Genomic DNA, 15,671 nt, shown 5'->3' with positions numbered 1-15,671 from the left:
ATTAATTTGCCAACCGGAATGCGGTCAGCTTGCCATCAACGTTCTGCACCAGCAGCACTCCATCGACGACGATTGGCTGGGCCAGAAGCGCATCACCGCCGCTTTTCGCCCGCGCCGCCATCGCGCCATCGGAGGCCTGCAGCCAATGCAGGTATCCCTTGTAGTCACCGACCACCACGTAGTCGCCGTGCAGCGCCGGACCGGTCAGCGAGCGCCGGGCCAGTGCGGTCTGCGACCACATCGCCGCGCCGCTGGCCTTGTCCAGGCCGAACACGCCGCCCTTGTTGTCGGTAACGAAAACATTGCCCGAAGACACCGCCACACCGCCGGCACCGCCGTGGTCACGCGCCCACATCGGGCGACCGGTCGGGCCTTCGATGGCCATGGTCTGGTTCTTGAAGCTGCTCACGAACAGCGTATTGCCGTCGAGCACCGGGGCGCCATCGACGTCGGCCATGCGGTCCAGCTCGGTACGGCCTTCGCCGGTACCCACGTTCTGGTCCCACAGCGTGCGGCCGTCCTGCATGGCCAGCGCAGCAACGCTGCCCTCGTCCTTGCCGATGAACAGCACGCCCGGACCGGCCACCACCGCCGCGTTGCCACGCACGGTCAGCGCCGGCAGCTCGCTCGGGTTGAACCACTTCTGGGTGCCGTTGCCGGCATCGAACGCGGTGACGCGACCATCATTGCTGCGCACGAAGACCATGCCCTGGGCAATGGCCGGTGCGGCGATGACTTCGTTCGGCACGCGTGCGCGCCACTTCTCGCTGCCATCGTTGATGTCCAGCGCGATCACCTGGCCATCGAGGGTACCGATAACCACCAGGTTCTCGCCGACGCCCGGACCACCGGACAGCCGCAGCTTGGCCTTCTTCTTTTCCTTCTTCGGCTCCCAGGTCCAGACCTTCTTGCCGGTCTGCAGGTCGATGGCGTGCACGCCACCGGTGATCGCCGCGGCGAACACGTGGCCATTGGCCACTGCCGGGCCCTGGCGTACGCCGATGCGGCGCTCGCCCTTGCCCAGGTTGACCGACCAGGCCTTGTTGACCTTCAGGGTCGGCTCGAACTTGACCAGTTCCGCCGGCTCCTGTGCCTTCTTCGCTGCTGCGTCTTTGCCCGCGAACCAGCCCTTCATGGTGCTGCAACCGGACAGCGCCATACCGAGCAGGAGTACGGTGGCGACGCGCGTGATCATGACCTTCTGACTCATCAAACCGACTCCGCAGGGGCGGCGACGGTGCCGCCGGCGTCCATAACCTTGGTTTCCAGCAGTCGCCGCTGCGGCGCTGCCACGTCCAGCGTCTTCAGCGCCTTCTCATACTGTTCGCGGGCCGCGTCACGCTTGCCCTGCGCCATCAGCGCATCGCCATGGATTTCCAGGCTGCTGCTGTCGGTGGCGCTGCCCAGCAGCTTGATCGCTTCATCGCCCTTGCCGGTAGCCACCAGCAGGCGTGCCACGCGCTGGTCGACCACGCGCTGCAGGTCGCCTTCGACCTTCACCGCGCGCAGGGTGGCCAGCGCCTCTTCATTCTTGCCGGCATCGACCTGGGCCTTGGCCAGCTGCAGCGCAGCCAAGTCGCCGTAGATGCTGGACGGGCCAGCCTCCAGCGCCTTGACCGCCTTGGCCGCGTCATCGAGCTTGTTCTGCTGCAGGCCCACCAGGGCCTTCTGGTACTCGACATTGGCCGAAGCCAGCTTGCCGCCCTGATCCTTCTGGTACCACTGCCAGCCGGCAATGGCACCGATGGCGATGACTACGCCACCGAGGATGCTGGCACCATTCTTCCGCAGCCAGCTGCGGACGCGTTCACTTTGTTCGTGCTCGTCGAGCAGGTCGTCGATCGCCATGCGTACTCTCGCCCCGCCCATCGGGAGGGACCATTGGGATTATCGAAGGTGGTGAAACCGCGCCTCAGTGTGAAACCGGGACAACGGAGCCTTCAGAGGATACCTGAAAGCGTGCCACGTTGGCTCGCTGATAGGGCGTCAGATCGACGATAGCGCCATTCTGCTGAACCTGGACCGCCGAGGCGTTGCCCAGGGTGACCCGGGCCACCTGGCCGGGGGTGAAGCTGCGGGTCTCGCCCGCCTTGATCAACGCCTTCTCGACGCTACCGCCATCCGGACCGGCGATATCGACCCAGCTGTCGCCGCTGAACTGCATGTCCAGGTTGGCGGCAGCGGCCGGCGCAGCGCGTGGCACCGGGGCCAGCGAGGCAACGTAGGGGGTAGCGGTCGGCTTGGTGACAGGCGCGGCCGCCACCTCGGCGGGTGCGGCAGCGGCGGACCCGGGACCGGCCGGGGTAACCGGTACGGCGGCCGGGATCACGTCCAGCGAGGCGGTGTTCGGCGAGGGCGCGACGCCATCGAAGTGGCCACGGGTGGCGAACCAGACCGGGACGGCCAGCACGGCGGTAATACCGACATACAGCGCACGGCGGCCGAGATTCTCGGCAATGCGGCGCGCACGCGGGGTATGGGTGTGACTGACCAGGGTCGGCGGAACCACCGGGCCAACCTGGGCCTGTTCCAGCAGTTCGCTGACGTCGACACCGAGCAGGCGGGCATAGCTGCGCAGCTGGCCGCGCACGAACACCGGCGCGCCGAGCTTCTGCCACTGCTCCTGCTCGAGCGACTTCACCACTTGAACCGGCATGCGCAGGCGCTGGCCGACGTCTTCGAGGGTCAGTCCGGCGGCCTCGCGGGCCTGGCGCAGGCGGGTGCCGCAGCCGGCCACAGTCTCGAGATCGCTCACAGTCTGGTCATCAATCACAATGCATCAACCCTGGAGTTAGGAGCCCGCGTCCTGCGGAAATTCCTGTCGAATCCGCTGAAGATAGCGATCAGATGCCGCCTGATCACCCAGCCGCGCCTCGATTTGAGACGCAAGTTGTAACACGGAACGCGTGGCCGGTGCAGCCGCAATCCTACGTTCGGCGAAGGCGCGGGCTTCCATGAACTGACCGCGGCGGAAGCTCAACTGGGCCATTGCCTCCAGCGCGACCGGGTTGCCAGGCACCTGAGACAGGGCGGCACGCAGGTTGCGTTCGGCACGTTCAAGCTGGCCAGCGTCCAACGCACAGCTGCCGCCGTTGGCCTGCGCCTCGGCCGGCGTGGTGTAGTTGGGCGCCTGCAGCGCACGGTCGAACCAGGCCAACGACTCGGCGGCCTGCCYGTTCTGGCACAGCCAAGCACCATAATTATTGAGTACGTCACCCCGCTGCGGCGCCAGCTCGGCGGCCATGCGGAAGCCTTCCCCGGCCTGCCGGGTGCGGCCACGCTGATCATCGATGCCGGCCAGCAGCACCAGTGCATCGGGGTCGGCAGGGGTCAGCTTGATCGCGTCGCGCGTCTTGCGCTCGGCGGCATCCAGGTTGCCGCTCTGCATGTCGCGGACAGCCAGGGCAAGCAGATCCGCAGCGCGGACCTGCCGGCGAACACCTTCGGGGTCGCGGACCGAATAGACCGTCGCCTGGCTGGGGCCCAGCTTGGCTTTGGGTTGCGACTTGCAAGCGGTGACCGAGAGGGCCAGCACGCCTGCAAGCAGTGCCAGCCAGAAGCGATCAGGCCGCGGCATCGCTCCCCTTCCCTGCCTGCAGTGTCTTGTTGAACTCAGCCTGGCGGCGGGTGCGATCCATCACCTGGCCCTTGAGCTGGCCGCAGGCGGCGTCGATATCGTCGCCACGGGTACGGCGCACCATCGTCAGCACGTTGCTGTCGAGCAGGATCTTCTGGAAGGCGCGGATATGCGCCTCTTCGGACCGCTCGTAGCGGGTGCCCGGGAACGGGTTGAACGGGATCAGGTTGACCTTGCCCGAATCCTTGGCCTGCACCGCGTTGTCGAACTGGCGCATCAGGCGGGCCAGCTCGCGGGCATGCTCGGGCTTGTCGTTGATGCCCTTCATCAGGGTGTATTCGAAGGTGACCGATTCGCGGCGCTTGTTGGCGCGCAGGTAACGTGCACACGAAGCCATCAGCTCGGCGATCGGATACTTCTTGTTGAGCGGCACGAGGGTCTCGCGCAGCTCGTCGTTCGGCGCATGCAGCGACACCGCCAGCGACACGTCGCTTTCGGTGGACAGGCGGTCGATCTGCGGCACCAGGCCGGAGGTCGACAGGGTCACGCGCTTGTTGGCCAGGCCGTAGCCCAGGTCGTCGCGCATCACGCTCATGGCGCGCACGACGTTGTCGAAATTCATCAGCGGCTCGCCCATGCCCATCATCACCACGTTGGTGAGGCGGCGCATCTGGTGCGGCACGTTGCCCAGGTGGCGCGCCGCGATCCACACCTGGCCGATGATCTCGGCGGTGGTCAGGTTGCGGTTGAAGCCCTGGGTGGCGGTGGAGCAGAACGTGCAGTTCAGGCCACAACCGACCTGCGAGGACACGCACAGCGTGCCACGGGTCTTGTCGGGGATGTACACGGTCTCGATGGCGTTCTTGCCATCCACGCCCATCGCCAGCAGCCACTTGTGGGTGCCGTCGGCGGAGGGCTTGTCGAAGATGATGTTCGGGACGAGGACCTCGGCATGCTCCTGCAGCTTGGCGCGCAGGACCTTGCCGAGGTCGGTCATCTCATCGAACTCGGTGACGTAGCGATGGTGGATCCACTTCATCACCTGATGGGCGCGGAACTTCTTCTCGCCGAGAACCTCGACGAAAAACTTCTCCAGGCCCGCGCGATCGAGGTCGAGCAGGTTCTGCTTGCCAGCCGTGGGTGCCGACTTCGGCAGCGGCTGGATGGCGATTTTCTGTACGACCTCGTTCACGGCATTACTCTCAGCGCGAGACGACTTCGGTGGCGGCGAAGAAGTACGCGATTTCAATCGCGGCATTCTCGACCGAGTCCGAGCCGTGGGCGGCATTGGCATCGATGGATTCGGCGAAGTCGGCGCGGATGGTGCCCGCAGCGGCTTCCTTCGGGTTGGTGGCGCCCAGCAGGTCGCGGTGGGCCAGGACGGCGTTCTCGCCTTCCAGGGCCTGGATCATCACCGGGCCGGAGATCATGAACTCGACCAGTGCGTTGAAGAACGGACGCTCGCGGTGCACGGCGTAGAAGCCTTCGGCTTCACGACGCGACAGCTGCTTGTACTTGGCGGCCACGACCTTCAGGCCGGCCTTTTCGAAGCGGGCGTAGATTTCGCCGATGACGTTCTTGGCAACGGCGTCCGGCTTGATGATCGAAAGGGTGCGCTCCAGCGCCATGGGATGTCTCCAATGGAATCGGGCCGCTGATGGCCCGAAGGGTAACAAAAAAAAAGCCGCGTCGAAACGGGATTGGCGGGCTGCCGGCCAGCGGCCGGCACTACCCCCATTCACCCACCTGAGCAGATTCTGACCAATCGGGGTATTTTTGCTGCACTGCAAAATGCCATACGGTACCGTCTGGTTCTAGTATCAAACAATCGTTTGATTAAGGTCCGCCCGCCCGATGGCCAAGCCCGCCCACTTCTCGACCAAGGACCGGATCCTCGGCGCCGCCGAGGAGCTGTTCGCCCAGCACGGTTTTGCCGGCACCTCGCTGCGCCAGGTCACCAGCCAGGCCGACGTCAACATCGCTGCGGTCAACTACCACTTCGGCTCCAAGGAAAACCTGGTCAACGAGGTGTTCCGCCGCCGCATGGACGAGATGACCGGCGCCCGCCTGGCCCAGCTCGAGCGTGCCCGCAACGAACACCCCGGCCAACTGCGGCCGGTGCTCGCCGCCTTCGTCGAGCCGGCCCTGGCGCTGGCCCAGGACCGCCAGAACGGCGGTGCCTTCGTCCGCGTGATCGCCCGTGCCTACGCTGAAAAGAACGACAACCTGCGCAAGTTCCTGTCCGACCACTACGGCCACGTGCTGCGTGAGTTCGGCAAGGCGATCGCCACCTGCGTGCCCGGCCTGAGCAAGGAAGAGCTCTATTGGCGCCTGGATTTCCTCGCTGGCTCGCTGACCTATGCCATGGCCGATTTCGGACTGATCAAGCGACCTGCCGGTGTCACCGAAACGGCGCATCGTGCCCATGCCGCCCATGAACTGATCCATTTCGCCGAGGCCGGATTCCGCGCCGCCGCCCGCAGTGGCAGCGCCCTGCCCGCCTCCATTGATTCCACCCAGTAACTGCTGACCAACAAAGGCCCTACACCATGTCCAATTCCCTGCTAGTCCGCCGCGCCGCCGTGCTGGGTGCCGGCGTCATGGGTGCCCAGATCGCCGCCCACCTCACCAATGCCGGCGTCGACACCGTGCTGTTCGACCTGCCTGCCAAGGAAGGTCCGGCCGATGGCATCGTGCTGAAGTCGATCGCCAACCTCGGCAAGCTGAGCCCGGCGCCGCTGGCCAGCAAGTCGCTGGCCGAAGCCATCACCCCGGCCAACTACGAGACCGGCCTGGAACAGCTGAAGGACTGCGACCTGATCATCGAGGCCATCGCCGAGCGCATGGACTGGAAGCAGGACCTGTACAAGAAGATCGCCCCGTTCGTGGCCGACCACGCCGTGCTGGCCTCCAACACCTCGGGCCTGGGCATCAACAAGCTGGCCGACGTGCTGCCCGAACAGCTTCGCCACCGCTTCTGCGGCGTGCACTTCTTCAACCCGCCGCGCTACATGCACCTGGCCGAGCTGATCCCGGCCACCACCACCGACGCCAGCGTGCTGGAAGGCCTGGAAGCGTTCCTGGTCACCACCCTGGGCAAGGGCGTGGTGTACGCCAAGGACACCCCGAACTTCATCGGCAACCGCATCGGTGTGTTCTCGATCCTGTCCACCATCCACCACACCCAGGAATTCGGCCTGGGCTTCGACGAAGTGGACGGCCTGACCGGCCCGCTGGTCGGCCGCCCGAAGTCGGCGACCTACCGCACCTCCGACGTGGTCGGCCTGGACACCATGGCGCACGTGATCAAGACCATGGGCGATACCTTGCCCAATGATCCGTGGCATGAATTCTTCAAGTCGCCGAAGTGGCTGGACGCGCTGATTGCCAAGGGCGCACTGGGCCAGAAAACCGGCGCCGGCATCTTCCGCAAGGTCGGCAAGGACATCGTGGTGCTGGACCTGGAAAAGCAGGACTACCGTCCGGCTGACCGCGCCGCTGCGCCGGAAGTGGTCGAGATCCTGAAGATCAAGAACCCGGCCGAGAAGTTCGCCAAGCTGCGCGAGAGCCAGCACCCGCAGGCGCAGTTCCTGTGGGCGACCTTCCGCGACCTGTTCCACTACAGCGCCTACCACCTCGCCGACATCGCCGAGACCGCGCGCGACGTCGATCTGGCCATCCGCTGGGGCTACGGCTGGTCGCTGGGCCCGTTCGAAACCTGGCAGGCTGCCGGCTGGAAGCAGGTCGCGCAGTGGATTGCCGATGACATCGTCGCCGGCAAGAGCATGAGCAACGCCCCGCTGCCGGACTGGGTGTTCGATGGCCGCGATGGCGTGCACGCCGCCGAGGGCAGCTACAGCCCGTCGCGCAACGCCAAGCTGCCGCGTTCGTCGCTGCCGGTGTACCAGCGCCAGCGCTTCCCCGATCCGCTGCTGGGTGAGAAGTTCGCGCCGGGCGAGACCGTGTTCGAGAACGACGGCCTGCGCATGTGGCACGACGGCGACGGCATCGCCGTGGTCAGCTTCAAGACCAAGATGAACACCGTGTCCGACCACGTGCTGGATGGCCTGCAGGAATGCGTCACCCGCGCCGAGAAGGACTTCCAGGGCCTGGTGATCTGGCAGCAGAAGGAGCCCTTCTCCGCCGGTGCCGACCTGGCTGGCGCCCTCGGCCTGCTGCAGGCCGGCAAGGTCGACCAGTTCGAAGAAATGGTGCACAACTTCCAGCGCACCAGCCAGCGCATCAAGTACTCGCTGGTGCCGGTGGTGGCTGCGGTGCGTGGCCTGGCCCTGGGTGGCGGCTGCGAGTTCCAGATGCACAGCGCCAAGACCGTGGCCTTCCTGGAAAGCTACATCGGTCTGGTCGAGGCCGGCGTCGGCCTGCTGCCGGCAGGCGGCGGCCTGAAGGAACTGGCCGTGCGTGCCTCGCAGGCCGCTGGCCCGGGCGGTGACGTGTTCGCCGAACTGAAGAAGACCTTCGAGACCGTGGCGATGGCCAAGGTGTCCAACTCGGCGGTCAACGCCCAGGAACTGGGCCTGCTGCGCAGCACCGACAAGGTGGTGTTCAACAGCTATGAGGCGCTGTACATCGCCAAGGCCGAAGCACGCGCCCTGGCCGAAGCGGGCTACCGTCCGCCGCTGCCGGCACGCCGCATCCAGGTGGCCGGTGACGTCGGCATCGCCACCTTCAAGATGATGCTGGTCAACATGCTGGAAGGCCGCTTCATCAGCCCGTACGACTACGAGATCGCCGAGCGCATCGCCACCGTGCTGTGCGGCGGCAAGGTCGACCGCGGCACCCTGGTCGACGAAGAGTGGCTGCTGACCCTGGAGCGCAAGCACTTCGTCGAACTGGCCCAGCAGGAAAAGACCCAGGCCCGCATCGCGCACATGCTCAAGACCGGCAAGCCGCTGCGGAACTGACGGAAGACATCGGTAGTGCCGGCCGCTGGCCGGCAACCTCTTCCAACCCCTATTCAAGAGATCACTGCAATGACCAAGCAAATCCAGGACGCCTACATCGTCGCCGCCACCCGTACCCCGGTTGGCAAGGCGCCCAAGGGCATGTTCCGCAACACCCGCCCCGACGACATGCTCGCCCACGTGCTGCGCAGCGTCGTGGCGCAGGCGCCGGGCGTGGACGTCAACCGCATCGATGACGCGATCATCGGCTGCGCGATGCCCGAAGCCGAGCAGGGCATGAACGTGGCCCGCATCGGCGTGCTGCTGGCCGGCCTGCCGAACACCATCGCCGCGCAGACCGTGAACCGCTTCTGCTCCTCCGGCCTGCAGGCCGTGGCGCAGGCGGCCGACGCGATCCGCCTTGGCAACGCCGACCTGATGCTGGCCGGCGGCACCGAATCGATGTCGATGGTGCCGATGATGGGCAACAAGATTGCGATGGCCCCGAGCGTGTTCGACAACGACCACGTCGCCATCGCCTACGGCATGGGCATCACCGCCGAGAAGGTCGCTGAAGAGTGGAAGGTCTCGCGCGAAGAACAGGACGCGTTCGCCCTGGCCTCGCACCAGAAGGCCATGGCCGCCATCCAGAACGGCGACTTCAAGGACGAGATCAGCCCGTACGAGATCGTCTCGCACCAGCCTGACCTGGCCGACGGCAAGCGCATCATCACCCGCAACAAGGTGGCCGACACCGACGAAGGCCCGCGCCCGGATTCCTCCGCTGAAGGCCTGGCCAAGCTGCGCCCGGTGTTCCGCAACGGCCAGTTCGGCGGCACCGTCACTGCCGGCAACTCCTCGCAGATGAGCGATGGCGCCGGCGCGGTACTGCTGGCGTCGGAACAGGCAATCAAGGATTACGGCCTGACCCCGCTGGCCCGTTTCGTCAGCTTCTCGGTGGCCGGCGTGCGCCCGGAAGTGATGGGCATCGGCCCGATCGCCGCGATTCCGAAGGCACTGAAGCAGGCCGGCCTGACCCAGGACCAGCTGGACTGGATCGAGCTCAACGAAGCCTTCGCCGCGCAGTCGCTGGCCGTCATCCGTGACTGCGGCCTGGACCCGAGCAAGGTCAACCCGCTGGGCGGCGCGATTGCCCTGGGCCACCCGCTGGGTGCGACCGGCGCGATCCGTACCGCGACCCTGCTGCACGGCCTGCGCCGTCGCCAGCAGAAGTACGGCATGGTGACGATGTGCATCGGCACCGGCATGGGTGCGGCCGGCATTTTCGAGGCGCTGTAAGGTTCAAGGCGTTGCCGGCGGACCTGTCGGTTTGCGGAAGGGCCCGGGCGGGTGAGGCTGCCCGGGACACGCCGTAAACCCGTCCCTGGGGGCTTGGCAGCGGCTTGCTCGTGTGCGCTGTCCTGCGCACACGGCAAGACCGGGGTTGGGCGTCCTGCCCAACCCGCCAGGCGCATGCGCCTGGCCCATGCCGCTGACAGTCCCGGCCAGCCTCACCCACCCGCGCCACCCAACATTCCGCGCGGCGGTGGGGTGAGCAAAGGTAGTAGATCCACGCCATGCGTGGATGCTTTCGGCCTTGGGGTCAGAGCCCTTTGCTGCGCAAAGGGATCCGACCCCAACCCACGAAAAARGGCAGCCAATGGCTGCCTTTTTGCTCTTGCTTCTGCCTTTGATTCCGCCCTGCCCGTCCGCGCCCGCAGGAAACTGTCGAGAGGCGTGGGCAGGCCGCTGCAGGACCGTTGGCGCCATGGATGGCGCCATCGAGCCCCCAAGGATGGGTTTACGGCGTGTCCTGCAGCGGCCTGCCTGCGCCTCCCCCAGCTATGCAGGAAGGCGCTGCCGGAGCGCTCGAAAAACCCTTACTCCGCCAGCATCGCCGCCAGCTTCTCGCGCGCCGGGCCGGCCAGCTTCGGGTTGTCCAGCGCAAAGCGGATCGTCGCCTCGACCAGCCCCAGATGGGTGCCGCAGTCGAAACGGGTGCCCTCGAAACGATAGGCATCGACCTCGTCGGTCTTCAGCAGTTCGGCGATCGCATCAGTCAGCTGGATCTCGCCACCGGCACCGGTGCGGGTCTGCTCAAGCAGCTCGAAGATCTTCGGGCTCAGCACGTAGCGCCCCACCACCGCCAAGTCACTCGGCGCGTCTTCCGGCTTGGGCTTCTCCACAATCTGCGAGATACGCCCCTTGCGGCCATCGAACGCCTCGGTAGCAACGATGCCGTAACTGGCCGTCTTGTCGTGTGGCACGTCTTCCACGGCGATCACGCTGGCGCCGCTGGCTTCGTTGAGGTCGGCCATCTGCTTCAGTGCACCCGCGCCGCGGTTCCAGATCAGATCATCTGGCAACAGCACGGCGAACGGCTCGTCACCGATGACCGCCTTGGCACACAGCACCGCGTGGCCCAGGCCCAGAGCCTCGGCTTGGGTAACGAAGATCGCGCGCACGCCTTCCGGCAGTACATGGCGGATCAATTCGAGCTGCTCGTGCTTGCCTGCGCGCTCGAGCTTCTGCTCCAGCTCATAAGCCTTGTCGAAATAGTCGGCGACGGCGTGCTTGTAACGGTTGGTGATGAACACCAGGGTGTCACAGCCTGCTTCGATCGCCTCATCCACTGCGTATTGGATCAGCGGCCGATCGATGATCGGCAGCATCTCCTTCGGCACCGTCTTGGTCGCCGGAAGAAAACGCGTGCCCAGACCCGCTACCGGGAATACCGCCTTGCGAATGCGCTTGCTCATTGGTGCCTGTTGGCCTCACGTGCCGGAAAGGGCACAACCTTAGCGGATGAAATGTAAGCATCCTGTTCGATTGGCGAGAATTCCGGCATGGTCGCGAACAGGATTTCCTGGATCGTATCGATGTCGTACCTGGCAATCGCCTCGCGCAGCTTGGGCACGTTGCCCAGCACGATGTCACGCGAGAACGAACGCACGCCGGCTTCCAGGATCTTCGGATGCGCGGTTGGCCGGTAGTCCTCGTCGGAATAGAACAGCGTCTCGTGCAGCTTCTCGCCCGGGCGCATGCCGGTGTAGATGATCGGGATGTCCTTGTAAGGCTGCTTGCCGGCCAGGCGGATCATCTGTTCGGCCAACACCCGGATCGGCACAGGCTCGCCCATGTCCAAGGTGTAGATTGCGCCGTGCGACGCCGACGCGGCCGCCTGCAGGATCAGCTGGCACGCCTCGGGAATCGTCATGAAATAGCGGCTGACCTCCGGGTCTGTCACCGTGACCGGGCCGCCCTTGAGGATCTGCTCGCGGAACAGCGGCACCACGCTGCCGGCCGACGCCAGCACGTTGCCGAAACGCACGGTCACGAAACGGGTGTGCGTGGACTTCTGGTCCAGACTCTGGCAGATCATCTCCGCATAGCGCTTGCTGGCGCCCAGCGCATTGACCGGGTCCACCGCCTTGTCGGTCGAGATGAACACAAAATGCTCGACGTGGGCTTCCAGGCAGGCGCGGGCCACGTTCTCGGTAGCCAGGATGTTGTTGCGCACGGCTTCACGCAGCTGACGCTCCAGCACCGGCACGTGCTTGTAGGCAGCCGCATGGAAGGCGGTGTCGACCGGGTGCAGCGACAGCGCGTGGCGGATCACCGCAGGATCACCACAGTCACCGAGCACCGCTTCGATCTCGACATCGGGGAAGCTGCGGCGCAGCTCGCCTTCGATGGTCAACAGCAGCAGCTCGCTGATCTCAAGCAGCACGATACGACCCGCACCGTGGCGCGCACACTGGCGGCACAGCTCGGATCCGATCGAGCCACCGGCGCCGGTCACCATCACCGTGCGCCCGCCCAACCAGCCGCGGATGAGGTTCCAGTCCGGCATGATCGGCTTGCGCCCGAGCAGATCTTCGATCGCCACTTCCTTCAACTGGCCCGGCAGCGACTGTCCCTGCAGGATGTCGCTGAGCTTGGGCACCGTGCGGAACGGAATGCCGGTGCTCTCGCAGATGGCCACCACGCGCTGCATGCCGACGGCATCCAGCGAGGGCATGGCAATCACCAGCAGCTTGGCTGCGGTCTCGCGGGCCACCGCCGGTGCGTCGTCCAGCGTGCCCAGGATCGGCAGGCTCTGCAGCTTGGCGCCACGCAGGTGCGGTGCATCATCAAGCAGGCCGACCGGCTCGAAATTGCCGGATCGGCGTAGGTCGCGCACCAGGGTTTCAGCAGCCTGGCCGGCGCCGAGAATCAGCACGCGGCGTGCGGTCGAATCGGACTGCAGCGACTGGTAGTCCTTCCACGCCCGGTACAACAGACGCGGCGCGCCCAGCAGTGCCGACAGCGCGAACGGATAGATCACCAGCACCGACATCGGCACGCCGTTGAAGCGCTTCCAGGCCAGCACCAGAACAATGGCGATCAGGCCGATGAAGCTGGCCTTGAAGATGTTCAGCAGGTCGCTGACGCTGGCAAAACGCCATAGCCCCCGGTAGAGGCCGATACGCCAGAACACCAGGCCCTGCAGCGCCAGCACCAGCGTGGTATCCACGTTCCACAGCGGCAATGCGGGAGCGTCGGCGAGGATCGAGTAGCGACCCGCATGCAACAGCTGCCAACAGGCCCATACCATGAACAAGTCGTGGCAGACGATGGCCGTACGCGGCATCAGGCCGAGGATTCTGTCCCGCCAGGGTGAAGACATAGATCGAGTAATTCCTTATCGGTGGCGCAATCCATTGCGCAGGAGTAGCCACAGCAGGGTCAGCGCGACAAACCACGCGACCGCTACGACAGCCTCCCACCTCGGCTGCAAATTGGTGCAGATATTGAACACTGTAATACTGAACAGGCCCAAAACAAAGTACATCCCTGTCACCAGAGCGTGACTGGCTCCTGCCTGCACCGCGCGCTGGTAGACATGCTGGGTGTGGGGTTCCATCCAGCGTTGCCCGGAAAGCATGCGCGCCAACAGCGTGAAGCCCGCGTCCACAAGGAAGGCGGACAACGGCAGCAGCAGCAGGATCCAGTTGATGTCGGTGTGCACTGCCGCGACGGCCAGCACCACCGCCACGGCATAACCCAGCGCGCCACTGCCGACATCACCCATGAAGATCCGCGCCTGCGGGAAATTGAATGGCAGAAAACCCAGGCAGGCCAGGCCAAGCACGATGGCCACCAGCGAATAGGGCCAGGGCAGCACCGTCGCGAAGCCCAGCGCAACGATGACCGCCTGACTGCTGGCGATCCCGTTGATCCCATCCATGAAGTTCCAGATGTTGATCAGCGAGGCGGTGAAGAACAGCACCAACAGGCTCAACAACCAGCCGCCGCCGTGCATCTTGACCAGCCCCGCCAGCAGGGCGGCGGCGAGGAAATGCACCAGCAACCGGCGCATGGCTGGCAGCGGTCGATGGTCATCCCACCAGCCGATGCCGGCGACCAGCAACAGGCCGAGACCGGCGACAGCGAGGCTGAGCGCAGCGCCCGGCCAGAAAAAAGCGGCGACGGCCGCAGCAACCAGCAGACTGATCACGATGGCGATGCCGCCACCGCGAGGGGTGGCGACACTATGACTGCGGCGCTCGCCGGGCTGATCCAACAGCTGCCTGCGCAGCGCATACACGCGCGCCGCCCAGGTCAATGCTGCGCTGAGCAGGGCCAGGCCCAGCAGCGCGGCCATCACAAGCCACGGCATAGTTCAGAGCACCGCGTAATTCAACAGCGGCTTGACCGTGCCCCATTCCTTGCAGCTGGGGCATTGCCAATGGTGGGTGCGGGCGCCGAACCCGCAGCGGGTGCAGCGGTAAGCGGGGTTACGCACCAGCAGCTGGTCGGTGATGTGCTTGAGGTCATGCAGGGTCGCGGTGGAATCTGCGCCCTCGGCCAGGGTGAGGTCGATCAGCGCCGATTCGCCACGCACCGATGGGCGATCCTTGAGCTGGCGGCCGAGGTAGGCGCGGGCAGGTGCAACACCCTCCTGCTCTTCCATCAGGCGGGTCAGCGCCAGCACCGGGGCGATGCCGCGGTAATGCTCGGTCATCTCGGACAGGAAGGCGCGCGCGCCGCCCAGGTCGCCGACCTTGCGGTAGTTTTCCATCAGCGCCGGCAGCACTTCCGGCAGGTACTCCGGATCGTTGCGGGCGGCACGCTCGAAGGCACGCACGGCGGCCTCGGCATTGCCTGCATCGGTTTCCAGGCGGCCCTCGATGATGCCGGCACGGACCGACATGGCATCAGCCTGGTAGGCGCGGGCAATGGCCGCCCTCGCCTCTTCCAGCTTGCCAGCGCCACGGAAGCGCTCGGCGAGCTCGCATTCAAACTGCCCGATCAGCTTGCCCATCGGCTCGCCGGTGACATCCTCGAAGCGGGTGGCGTTGTCGATCGCCTTTTCCCAGTCGCGCTCGGCCTGGTAGATGCCGATCAGGTGCTTGAGCGCCTGCGGTGCCCGCTGGTCCAGCTGTGCCAGTTCGGTGAACACGGTTTCGGCACGGTCCAGCAGACCAGACTTCATGTAGTCCTCGCCCAGTGCCAGCAGCGCCTGCACGCGTTGTGCGTCGCTCAGGTCCTGGCGGTTGACCAGGCCCTGGTGCAGACGAATCGCGCGGTCCACTTCGCCACGGCGACGGAACAGATGGCCCAGCGCGACCTGGGTCTCGAAGGTTTCCTTGTCCAGCTCGGCGATGTGCAGGAACAGTTCGATGGCCTTGTCCGGCTGCTCGTTGAGCAGGTAGTTCAGGCCACGGAAATAGGTGCTGGACAGGTGGCTGACCTGGTTGTCACCGTGGCGTTGACCACCGCGGCGTCCGATCACCCAGCCGGCCAGAGCCGCCAACGGAAGACAGAGGAAGAACCAGAACCACTCGGAAACGAATTCCATCTTCGATCAACGTCCATCAAAAGATTGGGAGGGGGCCACCGGCGTCGACGGTGCAGCCGCCGACTTGTTGGCACGGCGCAGCTGGCTGTAGAGCGGAATGACCACGCTTACCAGCACCAGGCCAGCGCCGACCACGACACCGATCAGCAGGGCGGCAATCAGCGCCACACCGACGGACGTGTTCAATTGGGTAAACAGCAGGTTGATCGACATGGCCGTCATGTTGACCGCACCGATGATCAGACCAAGGATCAGAACCGCCAGCAGGACCAGCAGACGAAAAACTTTCATGCGACAGCTCCATTGGCAGGAGGTCGTAGCTTATCCGACTCGTGGTGGGATTCGCACG

At 65.5% G+C, this 15,671-nt stretch carries 14 protein-coding genes; 3 read left to right on the top strand and 11 right to left on the bottom strand.

Translation table 11 applies throughout. The features are described from left to right. Position 1 precedes the first annotated feature (1 nt). From bamB to ndk, 6 genes are all read right to left on the bottom strand, one after another. Positions 2-1,210 (bottom strand): outer membrane protein assembly factor BamB, encoded by a 1,209-nt coding sequence (gene bamB / locus AB4Y98_RS19185; RefSeq protein WP_088100629.1) that lies wholly within the window; start codon positions 1,208-1,210, stop codon positions 2-4. Then, a complete protein-coding gene (locus AB4Y98_RS19180) occupies positions 1,210-1,848 on the bottom strand; it encodes a YfgM family protein (protein ID WP_025874997.1) in 639 nt (212 codons plus the stop codon). Before AB4Y98_RS19180 ends, bamB begins: the two co-directional genes overlap by 1 nt. Before the next feature lie 64 nt (positions 1,849-1,912). Continuing rightward, positions 1,913-2,773, bottom strand: coding sequence for a helix-turn-helix domain-containing protein (locus AB4Y98_RS19175; protein ID WP_223494902.1), 861 nt, complete (start codon positions 2,771-2,773; stop codon positions 1,913-1,915). Between the two features lie 18 nt (positions 2,774-2,791). Then, the gene (pilW, locus tag AB4Y98_RS19170; RefSeq protein ID WP_442244938.1) at positions 2,792-3,577 is read right to left on the bottom strand and encodes a type IV pilus biogenesis/stability protein PilW; all 786 of its coding nucleotides are present in this window, start codon (positions 3,575-3,577) and stop codon (positions 2,792-2,794) included. After that, on the bottom strand, positions 3,564-4,769 hold the full coding sequence (gene rlmN, locus AB4Y98_RS19165) for a 23S rRNA (adenine(2503)-C(2))-methyltransferase RlmN (RefSeq protein WP_025875003.1): 1,206 nt from the start codon (positions 4,767-4,769) through the stop codon (positions 3,564-3,566). Before rlmN ends, pilW begins: the two co-directional genes overlap by 14 nt. 10 nt (positions 4,770-4,779) lie before the next feature. Next, positions 4,780-5,205 (bottom strand): nucleoside-diphosphate kinase, encoded by a 426-nt coding sequence (gene ndk / locus AB4Y98_RS19160; RefSeq protein ID WP_008265389.1) that lies wholly within the window; start codon positions 5,203-5,205, stop codon positions 4,780-4,782. 226 nt (positions 5,206-5,431) lie between these two features. Here ndk and AB4Y98_RS19155 point away from each other — a divergent pair, with 226 nt between their 5' ends. The 3 genes from AB4Y98_RS19155 (at position 5,432) to AB4Y98_RS19145 (ending at position 9,777) form a co-directional block, all read left to right on the top strand. Beyond that, on the top strand, positions 5,432-6,100 hold the full coding sequence (locus AB4Y98_RS19155) for a TetR/AcrR family transcriptional regulator (protein ID WP_025875011.1): 669 nt from the start codon (positions 5,432-5,434) through the stop codon (positions 6,098-6,100). A gap of 26 nt (positions 6,101-6,126) precedes the next feature. After that, on the top strand, positions 6,127-8,499 hold the full coding sequence (locus AB4Y98_RS19150) for a 3-hydroxyacyl-CoA dehydrogenase/enoyl-CoA hydratase family protein (protein WP_032977563.1): 2,373 nt from the start codon (positions 6,127-6,129) through the stop codon (positions 8,497-8,499). Between the two features lie 69 nt (positions 8,500-8,568). Beyond that, on the top strand, positions 8,569-9,777 hold the full coding sequence (locus AB4Y98_RS19145) for an acetyl-CoA C-acyltransferase (RefSeq protein ID WP_025875015.1): 1,209 nt from the start codon (positions 8,569-8,571) through the stop codon (positions 9,775-9,777). 581 nt (positions 9,778-10,358) lie between these two features. Here the strand turns inward: AB4Y98_RS19145 and galU are convergent. From galU to AB4Y98_RS19120, 5 genes are read right to left on the bottom strand one after another with little or no spacing between them, the layout of a single operon-like run. After that, the gene (gene galU / locus AB4Y98_RS19140; protein ID WP_025875017.1) at positions 10,359-11,237 is read right to left on the bottom strand and encodes a UTP--glucose-1-phosphate uridylyltransferase GalU; all 879 of its coding nucleotides are present in this window, start codon (positions 11,235-11,237) and stop codon (positions 10,359-10,361) included. After that, positions 11,234-13,147, bottom strand: coding sequence for a polysaccharide biosynthesis protein (locus tag AB4Y98_RS19135; protein WP_442244937.1), 1,914 nt, complete (start codon positions 13,145-13,147; stop codon positions 11,234-11,236). The genes galU and AB4Y98_RS19135 overlap by 4 nt, the downstream gene beginning before the upstream one ends. A gap of 15 nt (positions 13,148-13,162) precedes the next feature. Further along, positions 13,163-14,140, bottom strand: a complete 978-nt coding sequence (locus tag AB4Y98_RS19130) for an MraY family glycosyltransferase (RefSeq protein WP_442244936.1) — start codon at positions 14,138-14,140, stop codon at positions 13,163-13,165. Positions 14,141-14,143: 3 nt separating this feature from the next. Beyond that, positions 14,144-15,322 (bottom strand): lipopolysaccharide assembly protein LapB, encoded by a 1,179-nt coding sequence (gene lapB / locus AB4Y98_RS19125; RefSeq protein ID WP_032977571.1) that lies wholly within the window; start codon positions 15,320-15,322, stop codon positions 14,144-14,146. A 6-nt stretch (positions 15,323-15,328) separates the two neighbouring features. Next, positions 15,329-15,613 (bottom strand): lipopolysaccharide assembly protein LapA domain-containing protein, encoded by a 285-nt coding sequence (locus AB4Y98_RS19120; RefSeq protein WP_223494898.1) that lies wholly within the window; start codon positions 15,611-15,613, stop codon positions 15,329-15,331. Positions 15,614-15,671: the final 58 nt, after the last annotated feature.

Source organism: Stenotrophomonas sp. 2YAF26 (assembly GCF_052114625.1).
GTDB lineage: Bacteria > Pseudomonadota > Gammaproteobacteria > Xanthomonadales > Xanthomonadaceae > Stenotrophomonas > Stenotrophomonas indicatrix.
This window is presented reverse-complemented; position numbering and strand designations above follow the sequence as displayed.